This window comes from Pedobacter sp. KACC 23697 (assembly GCF_045348445.1).
Classification (GTDB): Bacteria; Bacteroidota; Bacteroidia; order Sphingobacteriales; family Sphingobacteriaceae; genus Pedobacter.
Genome location: NZ_CP157485.1, coordinates 3,417,157 through 3,439,250, shown reverse-complemented (window position 1 = coordinate 3,439,250; position 22,094 = coordinate 3,417,157). Strand labels below are relative to the sequence as shown.

The window sequence follows — 22,094 nt, the reverse complement described above, 5'->3', positions numbered from 1 at the left end:
TTTACGGCTGCCAATTTCTGTAAATAAATGAGTGAAGAATTAGATCAAAACGTAAACGAAGAGCACAAACATACCATAACCCCAATCAACGGTTTATACGAAAACTGGTTTCTCGATTATGCGTCTTATGTAATTCTCGATAGGGCAGTTCCGCACATTAATGATGGTTTAAAGCCCGTTCAACGGCGCATTATGCACTCTCTGAAAGAGATGGATGACGGGCGTTTCAATAAAGCAGCTAACGTAATCGGTAACACCATGAAATACCACCCGCATGGTGATGCCTCCATTGGCGATGCGATGGTGCAGATCGGGCAAAAGGATTTATTGATCGATATGCAGGGGAACTGGGGCGATCCGGTTACCGGCGATAGCGCTGCAGCACCGCGTTATATCGAGGCCCGTTTGTCAAAATTTGCCAACGAAGTGGTATTCAACCCTGATACTACCGAGTGGCAGTTAAGTTACGACGGCCGTAACAATGAACCGATTACTTTACCGGTTAAATTCCCTTTGTTATTGGCGCAAGGCGCAGAAGGTATTGCTGTAGGTTTGGCAACGAAGGTAATGCCACACAATTTTATCGAATTGCTGGATGCCTCGATAGAAGCGCTGAGAGGTATACGCCCGAATATCCTGCCCGATTTCTTTACGGGCGGTATGGCCGATTTTTCGAACTATAACGAAGGTCAGCGTGGCGGTAAAATCCGTGTGCGCGCCAAAATAACCGAGAAGGATAAAAAAACTTTGGTCATCACTGAAGTACCGTTCAGTACCACAACAGGCTCTGTAATCGATAGTATTTTATCGGCAAATGATAAAGGTAAAATCAAGATCAAGAAGATTGAAGATAATACTGCCGCCAATGTAGAAATTGTAGTGCACCTGGCGCCGGGCATTTCGCCTGATGTAACCATTGATGCGCTTTATGCCTTCACAGCCTGTGAAGTATCGATCTCGCCCAATACCTGTATTATCCAGGGAGATAAGCCACACTTTTTAAGTGTGAACGATATCCTGATCGAAAATACCAGACATACCAAGAGTTTACTCAAAAAAGAGCTCGAAATCCGTCTGCATGAATTACAGGAGAAAATTTTCTTTAGTTCGTTACTTAAAATATTTATTCAGGAAGGTATGTACAAAAATCCTGAATATGAAAACTCATCCAATTTTGAAACGGTAGTAGAGGTTTTGCACATTTTATTCGATCCGTTTAAGCCATCGCTTTACCGCGAAATATTACCTGAGGACTTTAAGAAGCTGATTGATAAGCCAATGAGTAGCATCACCCGTTTTGATGTGAAAAAGGCCGATGAGCAGATGAAAAACCTGGAGGATGAGATTAAGGTTGTTAAAAATCACTTAAAACACCTTACGGATTACGCCATTGCCTGGTACCAGAAATTGAAAGATAAATACGGAAAAGGAAGGGAACGTAAAACCGAAATCCGTTTGTTTGATCGGGTAGAAGCATCTAAAGTGGCATTGGCCAACGTAAAATTATATGTAAACCGGGAAGATGGTTTTGTGGGCTCAGGCTTACGGAAGGATGAATTTGTTGCCGATTGCTCGGACATTGATGAAATCATCGTTTTCCGCGAGGATGGAAAATGCATGATTACCAAAGTAGCCGATAAAACTTTTGTGGGTAAGGGTATTATCCATGTGCAGGTGTTCAAGAAAAATGACGAGCGTACCATATATAACATGGTTTATAAAGATGGGGCAAGCGGTACTTCGTATATTAAAAGGTTCGCTGTAGTAGGGGTAACACGCGATAAGGAATATGATTTAACCAAGGGATCGAAAGGATCGAAGGTTTTATACTTTACCGCTAATCCGAACGGAGAGGCCGAAGTGATCAATGTTGCCTTAAAGCCACATTCTAAATTGCGTAAGCTTCAGTTCGATCTTGATTTTGCCGAGGTGGCTATTAAAGGACGCGGTTCGCAGGGTAATATCGTATCCAAATATCCGGTTAAAAAAATCATTCTGAAGAGTAAAGGCGTTTCTACCTTATCAGGACTAAAAATCTGGTACGATGATTTATTAAAGCGTCTGAATGTTGATGGTCGTGGTAAATACCTCGGCGAATTTGATGGGGATGATCGTATATTACAAGTACACAAAGATGGATATTATGAGTTGAGTTCTTTCGAACTGAGTAATCATTTTGATGACGGATTAATCCTGATCCAGAAGTTTGATCCCGAACAGATTTTTGCCGCAGTTCATTTTGAAGGCAAAGCGCAAAACTATTTTATCAAACGTTTTGTGTTCGAACTGCAGGCTAATGGCAAGAAAACCATTTTTATCAGTGAGGAACAGAAATCAAAATTGCTGTACCTGACTTCAAATCCTTCAGCAAAAATTATTGTTGACGTGTTAAAAGGTAAAACACAAATTCCGGAAACATTGGATTTAACCCTGGCAGAACTGATTGATATTAAAGGATTGAAAGCGAACGGCAATAGATTATCTCCGCATGATGTTCAGAAAGTAGTATTAGAAGAGCCGGAAATAGTTGTTGAAGAACCAGAAGAAAGGACTACAGAAGAAGAAAGCAGCGATGAAGAATCAATACCTGTAGCGGAAGCGGTTAATGAAGAACCGGAAACCGATAATGCGGTGACCGAACCAGCAGTAATTAATGAGCCTGTTGTAATGCCGCCAAAACCAAAGTTCGAACGTGCAGAAGTACCTGCAGTTAAGGTTGATAAAACAGAGGCAAAAGAAAAACCAGCAAAAGAAAAACCGAAATCAGAAGCTGAAGCAGTTAAAAAAGAAGATGTTAAAGCTGAGGATAAGCCCAATACAGACGAAAAGCCTGTTAAAAAGGTAGATTTCGAAATCACCAATCCGGATGATATCGATATTGATGATAAAGGGCAGTTAGGGCTATTTTAAATAGATTTGAAAGTTGTCAGCTTTAATGGCCAAAGGTCAGAAAGTTGACAACTCTTCGCATTTTAATGAAAACTTTCATTTTTAAACCTATATTTGCCTTGCTCAAAGGGGTGCTTGTTGATGATGCAATTTTCTGTTGCCATCAATTTGCTGAGATTATACCCATTTTAAGGTAAAAAGGTAGATAGGTAGAAGGCAGAGGGTTTCCCCTCGACCTTAAAACCCTCCGCCCTCAACCTTAAATGAACCTGATGCGGGTAATGCCGCCGTAGGAAGAGGTTAAAAATTCACAAAACTGTTTCGCCCCAAAAACGGTATTTAATTATCTTTTACCGGCTGAAAGGCAAGTTATTGTACATGAATTTTCAAGATTGGTTTAAGCTTTTTCAGGAGCAGATTTTACATACCTCATTAATCGAATGGCTGGCTGTTGGTTTCGGCGTATCTGAAGTTTTATTAGCGAAGAAAAATAATATCTGGCTATATCCAACCGGGATTATTTCTATTTTATTGGTGATGACCTTACTATATAAAGCGAATTTATATGCTGAAATTGTGCTGAATTTCTATTATTTGGTAATGAGCGTATATGGTTGGCTAATTTGGAAAAATCAGGAAAATCACCGCCATCAGGAAGTGTTATGGTCAACAAGAAATGAACTCGTGATAGCTGTTTTAATTTCTGTAATAGGATTCGGAATTTTCTATACTGCACTAATAAATTTACCTGAACATTTTGTAATTGCCAAAATAGATATTTTCTTTACCAAATCGGATGTTCCAATCGCAGATGCCTTTGTTTCTGCATTTGCCTGGGCAGGTATGTGGCTGTTAGCTAAACGCAAAATAGAAAACTGGATATTCCTTAACATATCCAATATTGTGGCCATCCCATTGCTTTTTCATAAAAAACTTCCGCTTATGGCTTGTTTAACAACGTTTTTGTTCATCGTAGCTATATTTGGTTTTTTTGAATGGAAAAAGATCATTGACAAAAGCAAACTTAGTTTAGCGTAATTACGTATTGCACAAAAATTCATGAGCGAGACATTAACCCATACATGGCAGGAAAAAGTAAAAGCTTATACCGCACTTTCTGAAGAAATGGGTAAACTCCACCCCGAAATTTTGGAACTGGCCTATCAGGAAAATTGGTTTAAACTTTTTGTGCCCGAGGTTTACGGCGGGCCAGGTAAAAAACTTCCAGAAATTTTAAGGTTGGAAGAAGAATTGGCGGAAGCAGATGGGAGTTTAGGCTGGACCATTACACTTTGTGCGGGCGCAGGTTGGTTTGCCGGATTTTTGAATCCGGCATTGGCAGCAGAGATTTTTGCCGACCGTGAAGTTTGTTTTGCAGGGAGTGGTGCTGTTGGTGGAGTAGCCGTTAAAACCAAACAAGGTTATCTGATCAATGGAAAATGGAATTATGCGAGCGGTGCGTTACATGCCACCATATTTACCGCTAACTGTACCCTTAAAAACGAAAGCGGTGATGATATTCTGGATGAAAATGGATCGCCAAAAATTATGTCATTTATCCTTAAAAAAGCGGAAGTAAAGATTTTACCGGGCTGGTCTTACTTTGGTTTAATAGCCACAGGAAGCCATGCATTTGAAGTTTGTAATTTAAGTGTTAACGAAAATAGGGCCTTTAAAATTAACCAGCAAATTGAAGTGGCCAATTGCGGTTTTGATTATCCCTTTCTGCAGCTTGCAGAAACCACACTAACAGTAAATAGTTTAGGAATGACCAATCATTTTATTAAACTGGTAGAACAATCTTTTTATGCCCGCTCCGGGCTGGGAAGATACAGCGAAGCGCAGATTTTGTTTTTTAACAACGAGCTTAACCGCAGCAAAGATGAATTGTTAACCCTTCGTACGCAATTTTACCGCGCTTTTGATGATTCATGGCATCAGTTAATGAGTAAAGGTGAAATTGAAGATGACAAGTTGAAAGAGGTAAGCTCAAGTAGCCGAAAACTGGCCCATACCTGTTGGAAACTGGCTGCCGCCTTATTTCCATACTGTGGTTTAGAAGCTGCAAAAAAAGAATCTGAAATGAATAGGGTTTGGAGGGATATTTATACGGCCAGCCAACATGCCTTACTTACTTTCGAAAGCTAATTATTCTAAATACGCTGCTTTAACTTTATCTTTAAAATCTGCAACAAACTTATTCAGTTTAGGCTGTATTACAAAAGCGCAATATGGTTTTGACTGGTTGTGGCCAAAATAATTTTGATGATAATCTTCTGCTTCATAAAATTCAGCTACCGGAGCAACTTCTGTAGCAATGGGCTTGTCGAAAATATGCTGTTTAGTTAAGTCCGCAATCATTTTCTCCGTCTGCTCTTTCTGCTCTTCATTTTCATAAAAAACTACCGAGCGGTATTGTGTACCAACGTCATTACCCTGTCTGTTTAAGGTTGTGGGGTTATGGGTTTTAAAGAATACCAATAAAAGTTCAGCAAACGAAATCATGTTTTCATCAAATAACACTTGAATCACTTCTGCATGTCCGGTATCACCATTACATATTTCCATATAGGTAGGATGTTTTAAATCTCCGCCCATGTAGCCCGATGTAACCTGACTTACGCCATTTAAAGTCTGAAAAACGGCTTCGGTGCACCAAAAACAGCCTCCGCCAAATGTTGCTATCTGCATAATCCTACCTTGAATAAAATCTATTCCAATTTTTATATTAATTCAAAAAAAAGACATTTTTTTGATATTACATCAGGGTTAAAGGTTAATTATTCCCATAGGTTTTGAGTAGTGCTTGTTTTATATGAATACCATAAGATAGCGGCCAGTTAGGGATACAAAAAAAGCCTGTAATCGCAATTACAGGCTTCAAATTTATTGATATTGGATATATATCGGTTTTGGCGTAAGCTTTAATAATTCCTCTGGCGTCATTAACCGCTTAGGTTCCTTTTTCAGATCATTTTTGTAGAATAGCTTAAAGCCTGTAAACTGCACCGGTTCGCTTTGTATAAAGTGGCGATAAGTACCTTTTTTTAATTCAGGTTCACCCCATCCATCCATATGTACCACCACCTGTACTTCAGGACGGAGTTTAATATTAGCTGAATTGGTTACCATCTTTTTTGTAAAGCGGTGTAATATGAATACTTTTGGAGGCAAATTATGCTTTTTAACAATGTCGGCCAGGTATTGCGTTACATAATTGACGTCGGCAGCATCATAGGTGCCGATTTTTTTACCAGGCAAAGAGCCATCTTTCATCGAAAACTCTGGGTCGATACCTAAATGGACATAAGGCAGTTCAAGATATTTTTCGATGTGGGGTAATTCGGCTTTTATGGTACTTAAGGCGACCTGAAGATCTAAAAAGACGATGGTATTAGGTTGCATTTTGGCGATTTTCAAAACAGAATCAATCTGTTTGTTGCCCATCCTGTTGATGTATTTTCCATCTTTTCCGGGCGTTCCACTGGCTACCGCGGCAATATAATGTAATCCTGGTTGTACAGGAGTTGAAGGATCAGCTTTTTCCCAATGTTTAACTTCAGCATTCAGGCGTTGCCACATTTCTTTGGGCGCATATTCACCGAGTGCCCCCATTTTTTTCGAATGTAGGTTTCCATAATAAACAACTATACGTTTAAATGGTAAAATAGCGCCTGCTAAAGGATATGGTTGTTTTTTAACCGGCCATTTGCCTGTTGTATCTCCATTTGCCAGTTTTTTTACCAACGAATCGTAAAGCTTTGGATCAACCGGTTTCATGACGTTTGCGGTTGAGTCGGTTTTCTTTTTGGTGGTATCAGTGGAGAAGATTTTACCAATGCTGTTTCCGCCTTTACTGTCTGAATTGCAGTTGGCAAATAAGCTGATTGCAGCAAAACCAAGTATTACGGTGCCTGCTAATTGAGGGAATTTCATAGATATATTAGATAATTAAAATTTAGTTTTTTTCCGGACCGATGAAAGTAGGGCTGAAATCTGGTAGTTTAAAATAAAGTAATCAACATTTACACATTACAGAATTTACCAAAAACACCTAGTGGTAATTTAATGCCAGAGGTAGCCTGTAGATAAAGTTCTCCTGTTTCGAGATTTTTAACCGCGGGAAAAGAAGTACGGATTAAATTTTCAACAATTACCGATGAAAAACCAAGTGAATAGGTATTCAGGATAAGGAAATGTTCTTTTTCATCTAATAACTGTACTACATCCTGCATCATTTCCTGGATATGGTCTTCCAGTTTCCATTTTTCTCCATTAGGGCCATGGCCATAAGCTGGTGGGTCTAGGATAATGCCATTGTATTTTTTGCCCCTTTTTAATTCTTTCTTAACATATTTTAGTGCATCCTCCACCATCCAGCGGGTATCTTTCAGTCCCGAAAGTTCCTGGTTTTCATTTGCCCAGGTCACCACCTGTTTAATCGAATCTACGTGGGTAGTTTCTGCTCCTGCAGCATTTGCAATGAGCGATGCCGCACCGGTATAGGCGAAAAGATTTAAAACTTTAGGCTGTGGCGTTTTAAATTTTTTAATTGATGAGGAGATAAAATCCCAGTTTACGGCTTGCTCCGGAAATACGCCCACATGTTTAAATGAAGTTAAACCTAAACGAAGTTTAATGGCTACTTCATTATTTTTATATTCCACATGCCAACGGTCTGGAATGGACTGATTTTTTTTCACCCATTCGCCAGAGGTAGCTGAACGGCCCCTGAAAGTAATATTGGCTGTTTTTTTCCAATCCTGTTCTGATAATGTTTTTTTCCATACCGCCTGAGGTTCAGGACGGATCAGGATTACGTTACCAAAACGTTCTAATTTTTCAAAATCCCCGCAATCTATCAGTTCATAATCTTTCCAGTGGGTGGGGGCGAGTAATTGTATCATTTAATTAAATAACTTTAAATTTGGATAATTGACAATATATTGATTGTCAGTTATCAAGGTTAAATCATTTGTAAGTGCTTGGGAAATAATTAATCTATCAAATGGGTCTTTATGTCTCAAAGGTAATGTAAAGTAGGTAATGAAATCGCTCTTAGATGGTTGCAGTATTTTTACACCATGCTTTTCAAGCAACTGATAGATAGAATTTATATCATCTTTTAATTTCAACTTCCCAATATTAAGTTTGATCGTAATTTCCCAGATGCTTACTACACTTATATATTTTTCTGAATCATGATTGTTGATGATATCAATTACCTTTTTTGAGATAGAATAATCTCCATTGATAAAAAATAAACAAATGTGGGTGTCTAATAAAAAACGCATTACATATAATCCTTTAGTTCATCTAATGGTTCATTAAAATCATCAGAGATATAAAGAATTGTACCTTTTGCAGCACCATACAGGCTTTTTGGCTCTTCAACAACATTCGCCTGTTCATTTGACGATTTAGGGAAGCTCTTCGAATGTTTGGCTTTTAAAAAATCAATAAAATCTTCTACCTCGTTTACCATGCTTTCTGGTAAGGTTTCCAATTTGTGAATGATATTTTTAGTTGCCGTAGTCATATACAAATATACGATTTTTCTTAAAACTTGTCTTTTGCTGCTTTCATGAAGCGGCTGGCAAATACGAAATCGTTCAGTTCCTGAATGTCGGTATGGGCGATTTCCTTATTGCTGCCTTCCCAGAATTTCTTTCCTTCATGCAGAAACAGAATGTAATCGCCAATCCCCATTACGGAGTTCATATCGTGCGTTACCACAATGGTAGTGGTTTTATATTCTTCAGTAATTTCCTTGATCAGTTCATCAATGACGATGGAAGTTTTCGGATCCAAGCCCGAGTTAGGCTCATCACAGAACAGGTATTTTGGGTTCATCGAAATGGCACGTGCAATACCCACACGTTTTTTCATACCACCAGATAATTCTGCCGGGAATAATTTGTTTTTACCGGCCAGGTTTACCCTTTCCAAACAAAAATCAACTCTTTCCAGCTTTTCTTTTCGGCTTTGATCAGTAAACATGTTTAATGGAAACATAATGTTTTCTTCAACCGTCATACTATCAAACAGGGCAGAGCCTTGAAACAACATGCCAATTTCTTTACGTACCTCAATACGCTGTTCATAGGTCATTGGTGTAAAATCCCGTCCATCGTACAATACCGAGCCAGAATCTGGCTGGTGCAAACCTACCATACATTTCAGCAGGGTTGTTTTTCCTGATCCCGAGCCACCAATAATTAAGTTGGTCACACCTTCTTCAAACTTTCCGGAAATGCCTTTTAAGACGTCGTTCCCAGAGAATGACTTATAAATATCTTTAATTTCGATCATTACAATAACAATTGGGTCACGATATAATCGCAAGCTAAAATAGAAATACAGCTAATTACAACCGCCCTTGTACTGGCTTGCGAAACCTCTAAAGCACCACCGCGAACGTAAAATCCCTCGTACGCCGGAACAGAGGTAATGATAAAACCGAATACAAATGCTTTTACCAAAGCAACAGTAATGGTATAAGGGTTAAAATCAGTAGTAATACCTTGGATATATTCTGCCGGTGTTACTGCTCCAGAAACCGAACCACCAATATAACCGCCGGTGATGCTTAAGAACATCGAAATAATCACCAGCATGGGTACCATGGTTATACCCGAAATAATTTTAGGGAGAATTAAATAACCTGGTGCATTAATGCCCATAATTTCCAGCGCATCAATCTGTTCGGTAACCCGCATAGAGCCGATTTCGGATGAAATGGCTGAGCCGATTTTTCCAGCCAGTACAATTGCACTAATGGTCGGGCTTAATTCCAATATACTCGAATCCCGGTTTACAGAACCGATAATGGTTTTTGGAATAAAATCACTAACCAGCTGGAAAGCAATTTGTAAAGTCATTACTGCACCGATAAAAGTAGAAATAATAGCAATTAGACCTAAAGAACCCACGCCAACATAATCCATTTGTTTGGCGATTTCTTTCAGGTAAATTTTCAGTTTTTCCGGCTTTCTGAATACAGACTTGAGTAGCAGGATGTATCTGCCGAAATTGGTAAAATTCATTCCGTATGTATTTGCTTAATTTAAATGATCATTCTATACTACTACAAAGAAACGATAAAAAAGTTGGAGCGCTTTGCTAATTACAAAAATATTCGTGGTTTTGAATATAATTATGGTTTTTTGTTAACAAAAATTAAACCATAAATAATGAAAGCTGTAATAACAGGTGCAACTAAGGGGATCGGGAAAGCGATTGCGACTAAATTGGCCAAGAATGGATACGAAGTAGTTTTAGTAGCAAGGGGTTTAGATGACCTCAATAAGCTTCGGGAGGAATTAACCGCTTATTGGAATGTTATTTTTACTCATCCAGCAGATTTTTCCGTTAAAGAAGAAGTGTATGCTTTTTTAAATTCGAACGCTATAAATTTTGATGACGTAGATGTTTTAATCAATAATGTAGGGATTTTTTTGCCTGGCAGTATGCTTGATGAGGATGACGAAACCTTCGAAAAGCAACAGCATCTAAATATAAATGCCAGTTATTATTTGAGTAAGTTTTTTGGTAAAAAAATGCGTTCAGCCAGGCGGGGCCACATATTCAACATCTGTTCGGTGGCCGGTAAAGCACCTGTAAAAAATGGAGGTAGCTATAGTGTAACAAAAGCAGCGATGTTGAGTCTTAATCATGTATTGCGGCAAGAGTTAGCACCTCATCATGTTAAAGTGACAGCATTTTTGCCAGGCGCCACTAAAACTTCATCCTGGGAAGGCACAACAATTCCTGATGAAAAATTTGTACAGCCTGAAGATATTGCAGAAACTTTATTTACCATTCTGAGCTTAAGTGAAGGGGTAAACGTAGACGAGGTTTTAATTACGCCGATTGATTTTTAAACACAAAATGAACAACGTTATGGAAAAGAAGCTTTTTAGAAACGAACACGATAAGATGATTGCCGGTGTAGCTTCGGGACTTGCAGATTACATGCAGGTGGAGGTTACCATAATCAGGTTATTGTTTGCATTATCGGCCATATTTATGGCTGGAGGTGGCTTAATTGCCTATATTGTAATGTGGATTATTGTTCCGGTGAACAACGATCCGGCAGCAAGGTTCTCTAAATTTAACGATTACTTTGGTAATAAAAATCCAAATGCACAACCATTTGGAACCGCAGATCCTTTTGCAGGACCTGCTAACCAGGGAAATCAGAATTGGACACAACCCGTAGATGGCACACCGAAAACACCTTTCGAAACACAGCCAGACTTTAGTAAATTTAATAAGTCTAACGATACAGGCCGAACTATTGGCGGGCTATTATTGCTGGTAATAGGCTGTTTTTTCCTGATGCGCGAAATGGATTTTATACCCGATTGGTTTAGTATCCGTAACCTGTTCAGGTACATGTGGCCGTTAATATTTATTGCTTTAGGTATCAGTATTATAGCTAAATCAAAAAGAAAAAATGACTGGGCGGCTTTTCAGCACCAGCAAGAGGCAGAACAGCAGAAAACGGCAGATTTTTCTGAAGCTGTTGTAGAAAATGAACCTGTTGCTCCTGTAAATAAAGATGATCAGTCAACACCCGCTAACCCTCAAATATAAATAAAATGAAACTAGATAGATTAATTTGGGGTATTATCCTGCTTTTTATTGGCGGTGTACTTCTACTCGAAAACTTTGGCGTAATCGAATTTTATTGGCGCAACGTATGGAGTTTTTGGCCGGTATTCTTAATTATAGCAGGCTTAAATATCCTTTTTAACAGAAACAATTCGCAAACCGGCAGCATGATTTCAATTGGTGTTCTGGTGGTGGCATTATCGTTCCTTTTTTATAAAGGACAACAGGTGCCAGAACATGGGAATTGGTGGGGACGCCATTTCAAAAAAGATATTGACGTAAATATCGATCACAATGACGGCGATAATGATAATGACAACGACGATGATCAGGATACAACATCCTATCACTCCAGTTTATCAGAGCCCTTTGTAAACGCAGATAATGCTAAGAAAACAGTTTTGAATATTTCAGGTGGTGGTATATCATTTAAACTTGATGGCGAAACCTCCGAATTGATTAGTGCGGATATAAAGAAAAAACATGGTAACTTTTCTTTAAAGAAATTACTGACCGATAGTGCAACCGTACTTACTTTCCAAATGGACGATAAAAAAAACAAATGGAATTTTGGCGATGGCGGTAACGACGTTGATTTTAAATTGAATAAAGGCGCCAACTGGGATATATTAATGAAACTGGGTGCAGGCGAGGCCAACTTCGATTTTGCTGACTACAAAGTACGTACTTTCCGTTTTGATGGTGGGGCAGCAGCTCTTGATATCAAATTTGGAGATTTATTACCAATAACTGATGTGATCGTAAAATCGGGTGTGGCGGATGTTAAAATCAAAGTACCTGCCAACTCGGGCTGCAGGATTAAAACCAAAACAGGTTTATCGGCAAAGGATTTTGATGGATTCGAAAAACTAAGCGAGGGTGTTTATGAAACTTCGAACTACAAAACTTCCGCTAAAAAAATCTTTATCAATTTAGATGGGGGATTGAGTAACTTTGAAGTAAGCCGATATTAAGAAGGTGAAAGGTTTAAGGTGGAGGGCCTAAGGCTTTATTCGATCTAACTTTTATACACTAATGATCTGACAAGCCTAAAATCTCAAATCCTGATCCAACCTGATGAACCCTGATCAATACACAGTAGTAATTAATGGTAAGCCACAAGGCCCGTATAGTTTAAACGAACTGAAAGATTTAAACATCACAGCGAATACTTTTATACGTAAGCCCGGAATGGACGATTATCGAGAAGCTCACGCCGTTTCCGAACTGCGTGAGCTTTTGGGTTTTAGTTATCAAAAAACAGCTCCCCAATATTTCGCCGCTTTTGATCAAAGACTATTGGCTTCGGTAATTGATCATTTTATTATTTTCGGTTTCTATACCCTGATTATTTTAACCAGTTATATTTTTATCGAAGGGAAAGACCAGCGTATTATGGCCTTTTTAGTCCCTTTTCCATCTATATTTATCATTAAACTTATTTATGGCAGTATTGCAGAGGCATTAGCCGGTCAGGCTACTATCGGTAAAAAACTCCTCAATATTAAAGTAACTGATTTAGAGGGTAGCCAGGTTTCTTTTGGTGTTTCCTTAGTCAGGAACTTTTCTAAAATCTTATCCGTAATTCCAGTTTTCTTTGGTTATCTATATAGTTTCCTGAATAAAAAACACCAGTGCTGGCATGATATTGTAGCAGATACTTTGGTAATTAAAGACAGGTTGATTTAAGTTCGAAAAGCAGGGATAATACTGCTATTTTCATTATCTGCGCTGTTCGCTATATCTCCGATGTAAAATCGGAGTATGCCGCTTCCATCCCGTTTATTAAACTAGGGCCGGTGCATTAAGGTCAAACCCACCCACCATTAGAAAATAAATCCGATCAAAGCGGGATGCCAATATTTCCATCGGCAGAAGCGGGAGCGGGGCTACATCTGCCAGGTAATGCTGCTCTCCCGTTTTCAAAAACAAAAGCTTTAATTTTTCTGAGATAATCAGGCCGATTTAATTACAACATTCCAACTTAAAAACATTCCAACAATCCTTATCTTTGCAAACAGATGGAAAATATATTGGCAAAACATGATTTGGCTGGCGGATATTGCAACAATTTAACCGCTTATTCCAGGTATCTAACCCGGGAAGTAAACATCGGTGATATTGCATTGGGGGGGCACAATCCGATCCGGATCCAATCGATGACGACCACCGATACGATGGATACTTTGGGTACAGTAGAGCAGACCATCCGCATGGTAGAATCGGGCTGCGAATATGTGCGTATTACTGCGCCCAGTATTAAAGAAGCCGAAAACCTGGCCAATATTAAAAAAGAACTGCGTTTTCGTGGTTATAACGTCCCATTAATTGCTGATATTCATTTTACGCCTAATGCTGCCGAAATGGCCGCGAGGATTGTAGAAAAAGTACGCGTAAACCCAGGTAACTATGCGGATAAAAAGAAATTCGAAAATATAGAATACACCCAGGATGCCTATAACGCAGAATTAAGCCGGATTTACAAAAAGTTTATCCCCTTAGTAAAAATTTGTAAGGAATATGGTACGGCCATGCGCATCGGCACCAATCATGGTTCACTTTCCGACAGGATTATGAGCCATTATGGCGATACACCCCGCGGAATGGTTGAATCTGCAATGGAGTTTATCCGAATGTGCGAAGACCAGAATTATTATAACCTGGTGATCTCGATGAAAGCCAGCAATACCCAGGTGATGGTTCAGGCTTATCGTTTACTGGTAGAAACCATGGCTAAAGAGGGCATGAATTATCCTTTGCATTTAGGCGTTACAGAAGCCGGTGACGGCGAAGATGGTCGCATTAAATCGGCCGTTGGTATTGGTACTCTATTAGAAGATGGACTGGGTGATACCATTCGTGTATCTTTAACGGAAGATCCTGAATTTGAAGCACCGGTGGCTAAAGCTTTGGCAGACCGCTATTCCTTAAGGAGTCCGAAGTCCGGAGTCGGAAGTCCGGAGTCAATTAATTTACGCCCCACGCCCCACGCTCCACGCCAAACCTATAATCCTTACGAATACAACCGCCGCATTACCACGCCTGTACAACATATTGGCGGTCATCACCATCCGGTAGTGATGATTGATGTTTCGAAAGAAAATTTAAAAGATCCTTACTTTTTGAGTTCGGTTGGTTATCACTATAGTGCAGGTTTAGATAAATATAATCTGGCCGACCAGGCTTGCGATTTAGCTTTTTTAGGTGATAATTTACCTTCTTTCTCTTTTCCGGGGAATTTAAAACAGGTTTATAATTACCAAACCTGGTTAAAATTAAAAGATAAGAACAATTGTCATCCTTTATTTTCTTTAGAAGAATTTATTGAAAGTGAAATTCGGGATGAAATGTTAAACTTTGTTCAGGTTAATTCAAAACAATTTAGCAATACAACAATTGCACAGTTGGATAATACGGTTGTTTTAATTCTCGAAACCAGTTCAACTCACGGTATGGCTGAGCAAAGGGCATTTTTTGTTTCAATGCAGGAAAAAAATGTTCAGATTCCGGTTATGATAAAAAGAACTTATGAGGATGCAGATGCCAATCATTTAATGCTTTATGCCGCTACCGATCTGGGTGCCTTGCTTACCGATGGCTTTGGCGACGGCGTATGGATTGATGCGAAAGGACAAAACCTTTCATTGATCAATTCAACCAGTTTTGGGATTTTACAGGCTACACGTACAAGGATCAGTAAAACAGAATACATTTCGTGCCCAAGCTGCGGCCGAACCCTTTTCGACTTGCAGGAAACCACACAACTGATCCGCTCACGAACTGATCATTTAAAAGGTATCAAAATTGGCATCATGGGCTGTATTGTTAACGGTCCCGGCGAAATGGCCGATGCCGATTACGGTTATGTTGGCACCGGACCTGATAAAATTACTTTATACCGTGGTAAAGAAGTGGTAAAGAAAAATGTAACTACTGCTTATGCTTTGGATGAACTGATCGATATAATTAAAGACGACGGAAACTGGGTAGAAAAAGTTTAAAATACACGTAGTGGTCTGCGTCTCACAGACCACTATACTGTCATTCTGAGCGCAGTGAAAAATCTATATCCAGGTAGTACCGTATTACAAACTACTGCGCCATTATCAATACTGGCATAGTCTTAACAACACCAATATGCTCACAGCAGATTCTTCATTGCATTCAGCATGAGAAAGAATAGAAAACCATTTAATTTTCTAAACAATAAATCCTAAATTACCTAGATGAAAATTCCGGAGTTTCAATACCTTTTTAACGAACTTAGGAACTGGCTGGCTGGTAAAGGCCTTGCAGGTAACGAACTCATTTATGCTTATTTTTTTATCGGGCTTGTTGCGGTTATATTATTCCTGTTTGTCACCATTTTTGTAACACGCCAGGTTTTTATTGTGATGGTAAAAAGTGCCAAAACCAAATCCGATTGGCAAAAGGCATTATTCGAATTTCGTGTTTTCAGGGCATTTGCCTTAATATTTGGTGCTTACATTATTTACAATGTTGTTCCATATCTTTTTATCTATTTTAAAAACTGGCATTTCTACGCTTTGATTTTTGCTAAAATCTATATGGTTTTAGCCGTGATGTTTGCTGTAAATGCATTTTTGAATGCGGTGGTTTCTATCATGGAATCATCAAAGAAATATGCAGATAAACCCATCAGGAGTTATAAACAGGTAGCCAAAATTGTGTTTTACATTGTTGGTTTTGTCTTGATTCTATCGATTATTTTAGGTGAATCACCCCTATATGTCTTTGGTGGTTTCGGTGCAGTTACTGCTGTTTTTATCCTGGTTTTCCGGGACCCTATTTTAGGTTTTGTGGCATCGGTACAGATGAGTGCCATCGACCTGGTGAGGGTAGGCGATTGGATTACGGTAGAAAAATATGGTGCGGATGGCGAAGTAACCGAGATTAATTTAACCACCATTAAAGTACGTAACTGGGATAAAACGGTAACCATTGTGCCTAGTTACGCCATTGTAAGTGAGTCGTTCAAAAATTGGCGTGCCATGGAAGAAAGTGAGGGTAGGCGGATTAAACGCCATATTAACATTAAAATTTCGAGTATTAAATTTTGTGATGAAGAACTGATCGGGAGGTTACAAAGCATAGATTATTTAAAAGATTATCTCAAAGAAACCCAGGCTTTTATTGAACGTTATAACGCTGAAAATACAGTAAACCCTAACAACCTAGTGAATGGCCGCCACATGACCAATATTGGTACTTTCAGGGTTTATGCCGAAAAATACCTCGAAAGTAATCCATATATCAATAAAGAACTCACCTTTATGGTGCGCCAGTTACAGGCTACAGAAAACGGGTTGCCAATCGAGATTTACGTATTTTCGAAAGAAAAAGCTTTAAAACGTTTTGAAGAAGTGGCTGCAGATATTTTTGACCACTTACTGGCCGCGGTACCTTATTTCGATCTGGAGATTTTCCAAAGTCCTAGCGGAAGTGATATGCGTAATTTTGTAAGAAGAGGGGATGATTAATCACCCCCGGGGTTTCTCCAGCATAATAATATCTTCAATGCTATATACGAAACCGCTATCGATTGTGTCTGCAATTTCTTTAATTTGTACTGAGGTTAAAACAGTTATAACGTTTACTTATTCTTCACCCAAAAATACCAAAACCTTTTCGCAAACTTTAAATAATAGTGGTGGTAAAGTTTCGCTGGTGTAAGGCTGTGTTGCCCCATAAACATGGTTTGCACCTTCAATTTTAACCAACCTGCTATTTGGATTGGCCTCTGCCAAGGTTTGCGCGGTTTCGAAAGGGACATTTACATCATCATCGCCGTGAATAATCAACCAGGGGATATTTATGCGCTTTGCTGCATCTATAATATTTAATGTTGCCGCATGTTCTTCCAGATCTTCCAATAGCGTTACATTCAATGGCATCTGTTCTTTTGTACGGGCATTGGTAACAAAAATCCTTCCGGTTTTTTTCCATTCTGCCTCTTGTTCCTTTTTCCAAAGACTATTAAAATCGGCAATGGCACTCCAGGTAATCAGTTTGTTAATCCTCAAATCGTTTGCAGCTTCGATGATGGATAATCCACCGCCACGGCTATGGCCAATCAAATTTACTTTGGTATCTGCGCCGTAAGCTTTATCGATAAAATCCAATACTGCATTTACATCAAAAAGCTCTTTCGATACGGTATTGCTGGCAAAAGCGTCCATATCCGTCACATCTTTCGGGTCATCAACTGGTACACCACTATGTGATAAATTAAACTTAACGTAACGGTAACCATTGCCGGCAAAATACCTGGCTACCAAGTTATGGGCACCCCAATCTTTAAAACCTTTAAAACCATGTACAAAAAGTACGATGGGGGTATTAGGATTTTTTTCATCAAAAGTGATGTCGCCAATAATTAATTTTCCGTCTGCACCGCTAAGGCTAAAATTGCTTTGTGTAATCATAGTTTAAAGAATTGATGTAAAATATAAACCTACAAAATCTAATTTTGTTGTGTGCTTTTAAGAGAGATCGTCCTTTCGACGGTAATGCAACGAAATGGAGAAATCTAGTTTTACAGTAATTATAAATTATATAGATTTCTCTACCGCGGTCGAAATGACTTTGCTTTAAAAAAAACGTTTATAGAACAAGAGGATAATGTTCTCTAAACCCGGATAGGCGTGAAAATCCTTTTTGATGCAGGTCTTCGACAGGCTCAGCCTGACATTCACAAAAACATTGTAACGAATAGTGTTACGATCACTAAAATGAAATACAGCTTCTGTTTTTCAAAAAAGACATCGTCAGGTTGTTTTCTTACAATAATACCATGCCCAGCCAATAAACACCAGCTGAAAAGGCAATCTCAGCCACGCAATTAGTGGAGTAACCATTATTTGGCCCAACATAAAGGGTGCTTTCCGGATCATGTAAATGTGCGCAGGCAAAAAAGCAATCAGCATTAGTATAATGAGGATCGAAGCAAGCCTTCTGGTCTTATTGAATAACAATAAAAGCCCCAAAATAATTTCTGATATTCCCGAAAAATAAATTAAAAAGCCAGGTGCAGGCAACCATTTTGGAATGATGACGTAATATACTGAAGTGGATAAAAAGTGGTTACATCCCGCCAGAACGTAGAAAAGGGCATAAATCCAAAGAAAAAAATTATAAATCGGTCTGTTCATCTGTGATCTGTATATTGTTTTAAACTTTAGGTTTGCTATTTAAAACCGTTCTAAATTGATGTAAATTACAGGTTAATGACAGTCACATGCCTTCACCATGTTACTTTTGTATCCCGATAATAGTTAATAACGGAAGCACTTGGAATATTTAAAAGTAATAGCTTTTACGCATCACCACATCGACCTGAAATCTTTAGGGAAATTAGTTATTTGTGACCAGAGTTTAGATAGCAGGTTGAAGAATGTTCAAGCAGAGCTTCCCGTTAGCGAAATTTTCTATGTTGGTACGTGTAACCGAGTAGAATTTGTTTTCCTGACCAAAGAGAAAACCGACAAAGAATTCGTAACCAGATTTCTTACTGTTTTAGACATGGGGTTGCCTCCTGAATTTATGGAGCGTTTTCTGGATAATGTTACGGTATACGAAAACGAAGAAGCCTTTAACCATTTGTTGAGAACATCATGTTCTTTAGAGAGTTTGGTGGTTGGCGAAAAGGAAATCCTTGCCCAGATCCGTAAGGCTTACGAAAACTGCCGCGATGCTGGATTTACCGGCGATTACATGCGTATGATTATGGATCGTGTAGTTAAAACCGCTAAAGAAGTTTATACGCACACCAATATTTCTAAAAATCCGGTTTCTGTTGTTTCATTGGCTTACCGTAAGCTAAAAGAGTTAAACATGTGTGGCAACTCTCGTATCTTGATTATTGGTGCTGGCGAAACCAACCAGAACATTGCAAAATATCTTAACAAACACAAATACTCCAATTTCTCTATTTTCAACCGTACGTTTTCTAAGGCCGAATCTTTGGCCGCAGAGTTGGCTGGTAAAGCTTATCCATTAACGGCACTTGAAGATTTTAATGAAGGATTTGACGTGATCATTACCTGTACGGGTTCTACTGAGGCCATTATTAACGAAGCGCTATACGCTAAACTGTTGAATGGTGATCAGGGCAAAAAAGTGATTGTAGATCTGGCCATTCCGAATGATGTGATGCCCGCCGTGATCCATAATAATCCTGTACACTATATTGAGGTAGAATCACTGAAAGAGGTGGCGCGAAAAAACATCCAGGAACGTTATAACGAACTGGTGCACGCCGAAGAAATTATCAGCAATAACATTACCGAATTTTTCTCTGTTTTAAAACAACGCCGTATCGAACTGGCGATGCAGGAAGTGCCGAGAAAGATTAAAGAAATCAAAAATACAGCCATAAATGGTGTTTTTGCTGAGGAAATCAGTCAGATGGATGAGGCCTCGCGTGAAGTTTTAGAACGTGTAATGAATTACATGGAGAAAAAATACATCAGCGTACCCATGGTAATGGCAAAAGAAATTCTGGTGAACCAACCTTAATTTAACCGCAAAGATCGCTAAGTCCAAATATCTTTTGTTATTCTGAACGCAGTGAAGAATCTTTTGTCTTTTAGATAAATCCTGAAATCGATTCCCTTGTCGTCGTGCAGAACTTATTTAAGCATCTTTCAGCAATCAACTTAAATGGATTTTTAATCATCTCTTAAAACATAATATTTGAATTTATTTGCGGTGAAAATCGTGTCTCCAGAGATTCTTCGCTGCGCTCAGAATGACAAAATTTATTCCCTAATGTCACAGAAATCCTTTAAATTCTTCTTTATGTAACCTCACTGTCTCATTTTTAAACAATTCATGGTATAAACCACTAATTAACTTAAATTTGTAGCTCATTTAACCTTTACAGTGAAGAAATTAACCATCGGAACACGCGGTAGCGACCTGGCATTATGGCAAGCAAATCACATCAAAGATGAATTGGCAGCCATCGGAATTGATGCAGAAATCAAAATCATTAAAACTCAGGGGGATAAAATCCTGAACTTAAGATTAGATAAACTGGAAGGCAAAGGCTTTTTTACCAAAGAACTGGAAGAAGAACTTTTGGGAGGAACAATCGATCTGGCTGTACATTGCCTTAAAGATTTACCGACTACGCATCCGGCAGGATTGACCATTGCTGCTTTACCACCACGGGAGGAAGCAAGTGAATATCTTTTGATTTTAAAAGACTGTGTAGATGTTACGCAGAAACTGTCGTTAAAAAAAGGTGCCATGGTGGGTACTTCCTCTAACCGCCGCAAAGCCCAGTTATTAGGCTTACGCCCTGATTTGGAGATTGAGGATTTACGTGGAAACGTACCTACCCGGATCCAAAAGCTCCGTGATGAAGATTATGATGCCATTTTGATTGCCAAAGCTGGTGTTAAACGTTTAAACCTTGATGTGACTGATTTACATGTAGAAGAATTGGAAACCACGGAGTTTATCCCTGCACCTGCGCAAGGTGCTTTAGCCATTCAGATCAGGGAAAATGATACCGAGCTTTTTGATGCACTACAAAAATTGCACGATCCTGCGACAGCTGAAACCGTAACTGTAGAACGCAAGGTTTTAAACCTTTTTGAAGGTGGTTGCCACATGCCTTTAGGCTGTTATTGCAAAAAGGAAAATGGAAAATTCGAAATCTGGACTTCAAAGGCCGAAACCGCTGATCATTTTCCTGAACGTTTATTTTTACGTGCAGAAAGTACTGAAGGCCTGGCTGAAAAAATTGTTAGCAAGTTTAATCAGGACAGAAAGAAACCGGCAAAGGTTTTTATTTCGCGTGAGATAGGTGAACACAGTTATTTCCGAAGGGCATTAGAAAATAACAATATTGAAATAGAAGGACGTTCACTAATCCGTACATTCCCGATTGTAACTGTTTTAGATCAGTTTATACTGAAGCATGTAGATTGGGTTTTCTTCAGTAGCCGCAACAGTGTCGAATATTTTTTCAACTTAAAACCGGTATTGCCTAAGAGAACCAAATTCGGTGTCGTGGGAAGAGGATCGGAAGATGCCTTGCGTAAATTTGGACATATCGCCGATTTTGTTGGTGAGAGTGGTGATATTACAGAAGTTGCAGAAGATTTTGCAAAACTGGTTCCTGGTCAGCAGATATTGTTTCCGAGAGCACAGGATTCTTTGCAGTCTATTCAAAAATCATTACCGGCTGATGCTAAAATAATTGATCTGCCCATTTATGAAACCGTAATTGAAGAAGATATAGACCAGAGTTATGCTGATGTGCTCATTTTTACCAGTCCATCAAATGTAGATGCGTATTTCGCTGATAATTTACTGGAACCAGGCCAGCAGGTAATAGCAATAGGAAACTCAACCGGTAAGAAATTTGATGAAATGGGCGTGAAATATGCTTTGCCATATTCGCCAGATGAAATTGGGTTGGCAGAAGCGGTTTTTGGAATAGAAATAAGGTAAAGGGTAGGAAGGCAGAAGGTTTAGGGTGTAAGGTAAGATGCAGAAAGACTAAAAGTGCAAAGCTGATTACCTCCCGGTGGAAAACCATCTACGTAATTGCCCCG

20 protein-coding genes are annotated in these 22,094 nt (G+C 39.0%); 11 read left to right on the top strand and 9 right to left on the bottom strand.

Annotated elements, in window-relative coordinates; translation table 11 throughout:
* Positions 1 to 27: 27 nt before the first annotated feature.
* The 3 genes from ABEG20_RS13695 to ABEG20_RS13685 all read left to right on the top strand — a co-directional run bounded on the left by ABEG20_RS13695 (position 28) and on the right by ABEG20_RS13685 (position 5,037).
* On the top strand, positions 28 to 2,910 hold the full coding sequence (locus ABEG20_RS13695; protein WP_406823885.1) for a DNA gyrase/topoisomerase IV subunit A: 2,883 nt from the start codon (positions 28 to 30) through the stop codon (positions 2,908 to 2,910).
* Between the two features lie 357 nt (positions 2,911 to 3,267).
* A complete protein-coding gene (pnuC, locus tag ABEG20_RS13690) occupies positions 3,268 to 3,927 on the top strand; it encodes a nicotinamide riboside transporter PnuC (RefSeq protein ID WP_406823884.1) in 660 nt (219 codons plus the stop codon).
* 21 nt (positions 3,928 to 3,948) lie between these two features.
* Complete coding sequence (locus ABEG20_RS13685) at positions 3,949 to 5,037, top strand: acyl-CoA dehydrogenase family protein (protein ID WP_406823883.1); 1,089 nt, start codon at positions 3,949 to 3,951, stop codon at positions 5,035 to 5,037.
* Here the strand turns inward: ABEG20_RS13685 and msrA are convergent, their stop codons facing one another.
* The 7 genes from msrA to ABEG20_RS13650 all read right to left on the bottom strand — a co-directional run bounded on the left by msrA (position 5,038) and on the right by ABEG20_RS13650 (position 9,935).
* Positions 5,038 to 5,580, bottom strand: a complete 543-nt coding sequence (gene msrA / locus ABEG20_RS13680) for a peptide-methionine (S)-S-oxide reductase MsrA (protein ID WP_406823882.1) — start codon at positions 5,578 to 5,580, stop codon at positions 5,038 to 5,040.
* 195 nt (positions 5,581 to 5,775) lie between these two features.
* Positions 5,776 to 6,825, bottom strand: a complete 1,050-nt coding sequence (locus ABEG20_RS13675) for a hypothetical protein (protein ID WP_406823881.1) — start codon at positions 6,823 to 6,825, stop codon at positions 5,776 to 5,778.
* Positions 6,826 to 6,914: 89 nt separating this feature from the next.
* Entirely contained in the window at positions 6,915 to 7,796 is an 882-nt protein-coding gene (locus ABEG20_RS13670) for a class I SAM-dependent methyltransferase (RefSeq protein ID WP_406823880.1), read from the bottom strand.
* Positions 7,797 to 8,183, bottom strand: a complete 387-nt coding sequence (locus ABEG20_RS13665; RefSeq protein ID WP_406823879.1) for a type II toxin-antitoxin system VapC family toxin — start codon at positions 8,181 to 8,183, stop codon at positions 7,797 to 7,799.
* Entirely contained in the window at positions 8,183 to 8,428 is a 246-nt protein-coding gene (locus tag ABEG20_RS13660; RefSeq protein ID WP_205056220.1) for a DUF2281 domain-containing protein, read from the bottom strand. The genes ABEG20_RS13665 and ABEG20_RS13660 overlap by 1 nt, the downstream gene beginning before the upstream one ends.
* Before the next feature lie 20 nt (positions 8,429 to 8,448).
* The gene (locus ABEG20_RS13655) at positions 8,449 to 9,201 is read right to left on the bottom strand and encodes an ABC transporter ATP-binding protein (RefSeq protein WP_406823878.1); all 753 of its coding nucleotides are present in this window, start codon (positions 9,199 to 9,201) and stop codon (positions 8,449 to 8,451) included.
* Positions 9,201 to 9,935, bottom strand: coding sequence for an ABC transporter permease (locus ABEG20_RS13650; protein WP_039478005.1), 735 nt, complete (start codon positions 9,933 to 9,935; stop codon positions 9,201 to 9,203). The genes ABEG20_RS13655 and ABEG20_RS13650 overlap by 1 nt, the downstream gene beginning before the upstream one ends.
* Before the next feature lie 147 nt (positions 9,936 to 10,082).
* Here ABEG20_RS13650 and ABEG20_RS13645 point away from each other — a divergent pair, with 147 nt between their 5' ends.
* The 6 genes from ABEG20_RS13645 to ABEG20_RS13620 all read left to right on the top strand — a co-directional run bounded on the left by ABEG20_RS13645 (position 10,083) and on the right by ABEG20_RS13620 (position 17,006).
* The gene (locus ABEG20_RS13645) at positions 10,083 to 10,772 is read left to right on the top strand and encodes an SDR family oxidoreductase (RefSeq protein WP_406823877.1); all 690 of its coding nucleotides are present in this window, start codon (positions 10,083 to 10,085) and stop codon (positions 10,770 to 10,772) included.
* Between the two features lie 19 nt (positions 10,773 to 10,791).
* A complete protein-coding gene (locus ABEG20_RS13640) occupies positions 10,792 to 11,487 on the top strand; it encodes a PspC domain-containing protein (RefSeq protein ID WP_406823876.1) in 696 nt (231 codons plus the stop codon).
* 5 nt (positions 11,488 to 11,492) lie between these two features.
* Positions 11,493 to 12,479 carry a LiaF transmembrane domain-containing protein gene (locus ABEG20_RS13635; RefSeq protein ID WP_406823875.1) on the top strand — a complete coding sequence of 329 codons (987 nt, stop codon included), beginning with the start codon at positions 11,493 to 11,495 and terminating at the stop codon, positions 12,477 to 12,479.
* A 103-nt stretch (positions 12,480 to 12,582) separates the two neighbouring features.
* Positions 12,583 to 13,194 carry an RDD family protein gene (locus ABEG20_RS13630; RefSeq protein WP_406823874.1) on the top strand — a complete coding sequence of 204 codons (612 nt, stop codon included), beginning with the start codon at positions 12,583 to 12,585 and terminating at the stop codon, positions 13,192 to 13,194.
* 332 nt (positions 13,195 to 13,526) lie between these two features.
* Positions 13,527 to 15,506 carry a (E)-4-hydroxy-3-methylbut-2-enyl-diphosphate synthase gene (gene ispG / locus ABEG20_RS13625; protein WP_406823873.1) on the top strand — a complete coding sequence of 660 codons (1,980 nt, stop codon included), beginning with the start codon at positions 13,527 to 13,529 and terminating at the stop codon, positions 15,504 to 15,506.
* Positions 15,507 to 15,731: 225 nt separating this feature from the next.
* A complete protein-coding gene (locus ABEG20_RS13620) occupies positions 15,732 to 17,006 on the top strand; it encodes a mechanosensitive ion channel family protein (protein ID WP_406823872.1) in 1,275 nt (424 codons plus the stop codon).
* Between the two features lie 117 nt (positions 17,007 to 17,123).
* On the opposite strand, the gene ABEG20_RS13615 is transcribed toward ABEG20_RS13620, so the two are convergent.
* Entirely contained in the window at positions 17,124 to 17,951 is an 828-nt protein-coding gene (locus ABEG20_RS13615) for an alpha/beta hydrolase family protein (protein ID WP_406823871.1), read from the bottom strand.
* Positions 17,952 to 18,293: 342 nt separating this feature from the next.
* On the bottom strand, positions 18,294 to 18,677 hold the full coding sequence (locus ABEG20_RS13610; protein WP_406823870.1) for a MauE/DoxX family redox-associated membrane protein: 384 nt from the start codon (positions 18,675 to 18,677) through the stop codon (positions 18,294 to 18,296).
* A 139-nt stretch (positions 18,678 to 18,816) separates the two neighbouring features.
* On the opposite strand from ABEG20_RS13610, the gene hemA reads away from it, so the two are divergent.
* Entirely contained in the window at positions 18,817 to 20,043 is a 1,227-nt protein-coding gene (hemA, locus tag ABEG20_RS13605; protein ID WP_406823869.1) for a glutamyl-tRNA reductase, read from the top strand.
* Between the two features lie 366 nt (positions 20,044 to 20,409).
* Positions 20,410 to 21,990, top strand: a complete 1,581-nt coding sequence (gene hemC / locus ABEG20_RS13600) for a hydroxymethylbilane synthase (RefSeq protein WP_406823868.1) — start codon at positions 20,410 to 20,412, stop codon at positions 21,988 to 21,990.
* Positions 21,991 to 22,094: the final 104 nt, after the last annotated feature.

What these genes read in the sequence shown, in the direction of transcription:
- ABEG20_RS13620 (WP_406823872.1), top strand. Translation starts at nt 15,732, where the DNA reads ATGAAAATTCCGGAGTTTCAATACCTTTTTAACGAACTTAGGAACTGG.
- ABEG20_RS13640 (WP_406823876.1), top strand. Translation starts at nt 10,792, where the DNA reads ATGGAAAAGAAGCTTTTTAGAAACGAACACGATAAGATGATTGCCGGT.
- ABEG20_RS13630 (WP_406823874.1), top strand. Translation starts at nt 12,583, where the DNA reads ATGAACCCTGATCAATACACAGTAGTAATTAATGGTAAGCCACAAGGC.
- pnuC (WP_406823884.1), top strand. Translation starts at nt 3,268, where the DNA reads ATGAATTTTCAAGATTGGTTTAAGCTTTTTCAGGAGCAGATTTTACAT.
- ABEG20_RS13685 (WP_406823883.1), top strand. Translation starts at nt 3,949, where the DNA reads ATGAGCGAGACATTAACCCATACATGGCAGGAAAAAGTAAAAGCTTAT.
- ABEG20_RS13660 (WP_205056220.1), bottom strand. Translation starts at nt 8,428, where the DNA reads ATGACTACGGCAACTAAAAATATCATTCACAAATTGGAAACCTTACCA.
- ABEG20_RS13675 (WP_406823881.1), bottom strand. Translation starts at nt 6,825, where the DNA reads ATGAAATTCCCTCAATTAGCAGGCACCGTAATACTTGGTTTTGCTGCA.
- ABEG20_RS13610 (WP_406823870.1), bottom strand. Translation starts at nt 18,677, where the DNA reads ATGAACAGACCGATTTATAATTTTTTTCTTTGGATTTATGCCCTTTTC.
- ABEG20_RS13635 (WP_406823875.1), top strand. Translation starts at nt 11,493, where the DNA reads ATGAAACTAGATAGATTAATTTGGGGTATTATCCTGCTTTTTATTGGC.
- ABEG20_RS13645 (WP_406823877.1), top strand. Translation starts at nt 10,083, where the DNA reads ATGAAAGCTGTAATAACAGGTGCAACTAAGGGGATCGGGAAAGCGATT.
- ispG (WP_406823873.1), top strand. Translation starts at nt 13,527, where the DNA reads ATGGAAAATATATTGGCAAAACATGATTTGGCTGGCGGATATTGCAAC.
- ABEG20_RS13670 (WP_406823880.1), bottom strand. Translation starts at nt 7,796, where the DNA reads ATGATACAATTACTCGCCCCCACCCACTGGAAAGATTATGAACTGATA.
- ABEG20_RS13665 (WP_406823879.1), bottom strand. Translation starts at nt 8,183, where the DNA reads ATGCGTTTTTTATTAGACACCCACATTTGTTTATTTTTTATCAATGGA.
- ABEG20_RS13695 (WP_406823885.1), top strand. Translation starts at nt 28, where the DNA reads ATGAGTGAAGAATTAGATCAAAACGTAAACGAAGAGCACAAACATACC.
- ABEG20_RS13615 (WP_406823871.1), bottom strand. Translation starts at nt 17,951, where the DNA reads ATGATTACACAAAGCAATTTTAGCCTTAGCGGTGCAGACGGAAAATTA.
- msrA (WP_406823882.1), bottom strand. Translation starts at nt 5,580, where the DNA reads ATGCAGATAGCAACATTTGGCGGAGGCTGTTTTTGGTGCACCGAAGCC.
- ABEG20_RS13655 (WP_406823878.1), bottom strand. Translation starts at nt 9,201, where the DNA reads ATGATCGAAATTAAAGATATTTATAAGTCATTCTCTGGGAACGACGTC.
- ABEG20_RS13650 (WP_039478005.1), bottom strand. Translation starts at nt 9,935, where the DNA reads ATGAATTTTACCAATTTCGGCAGATACATCCTGCTACTCAAGTCTGTA.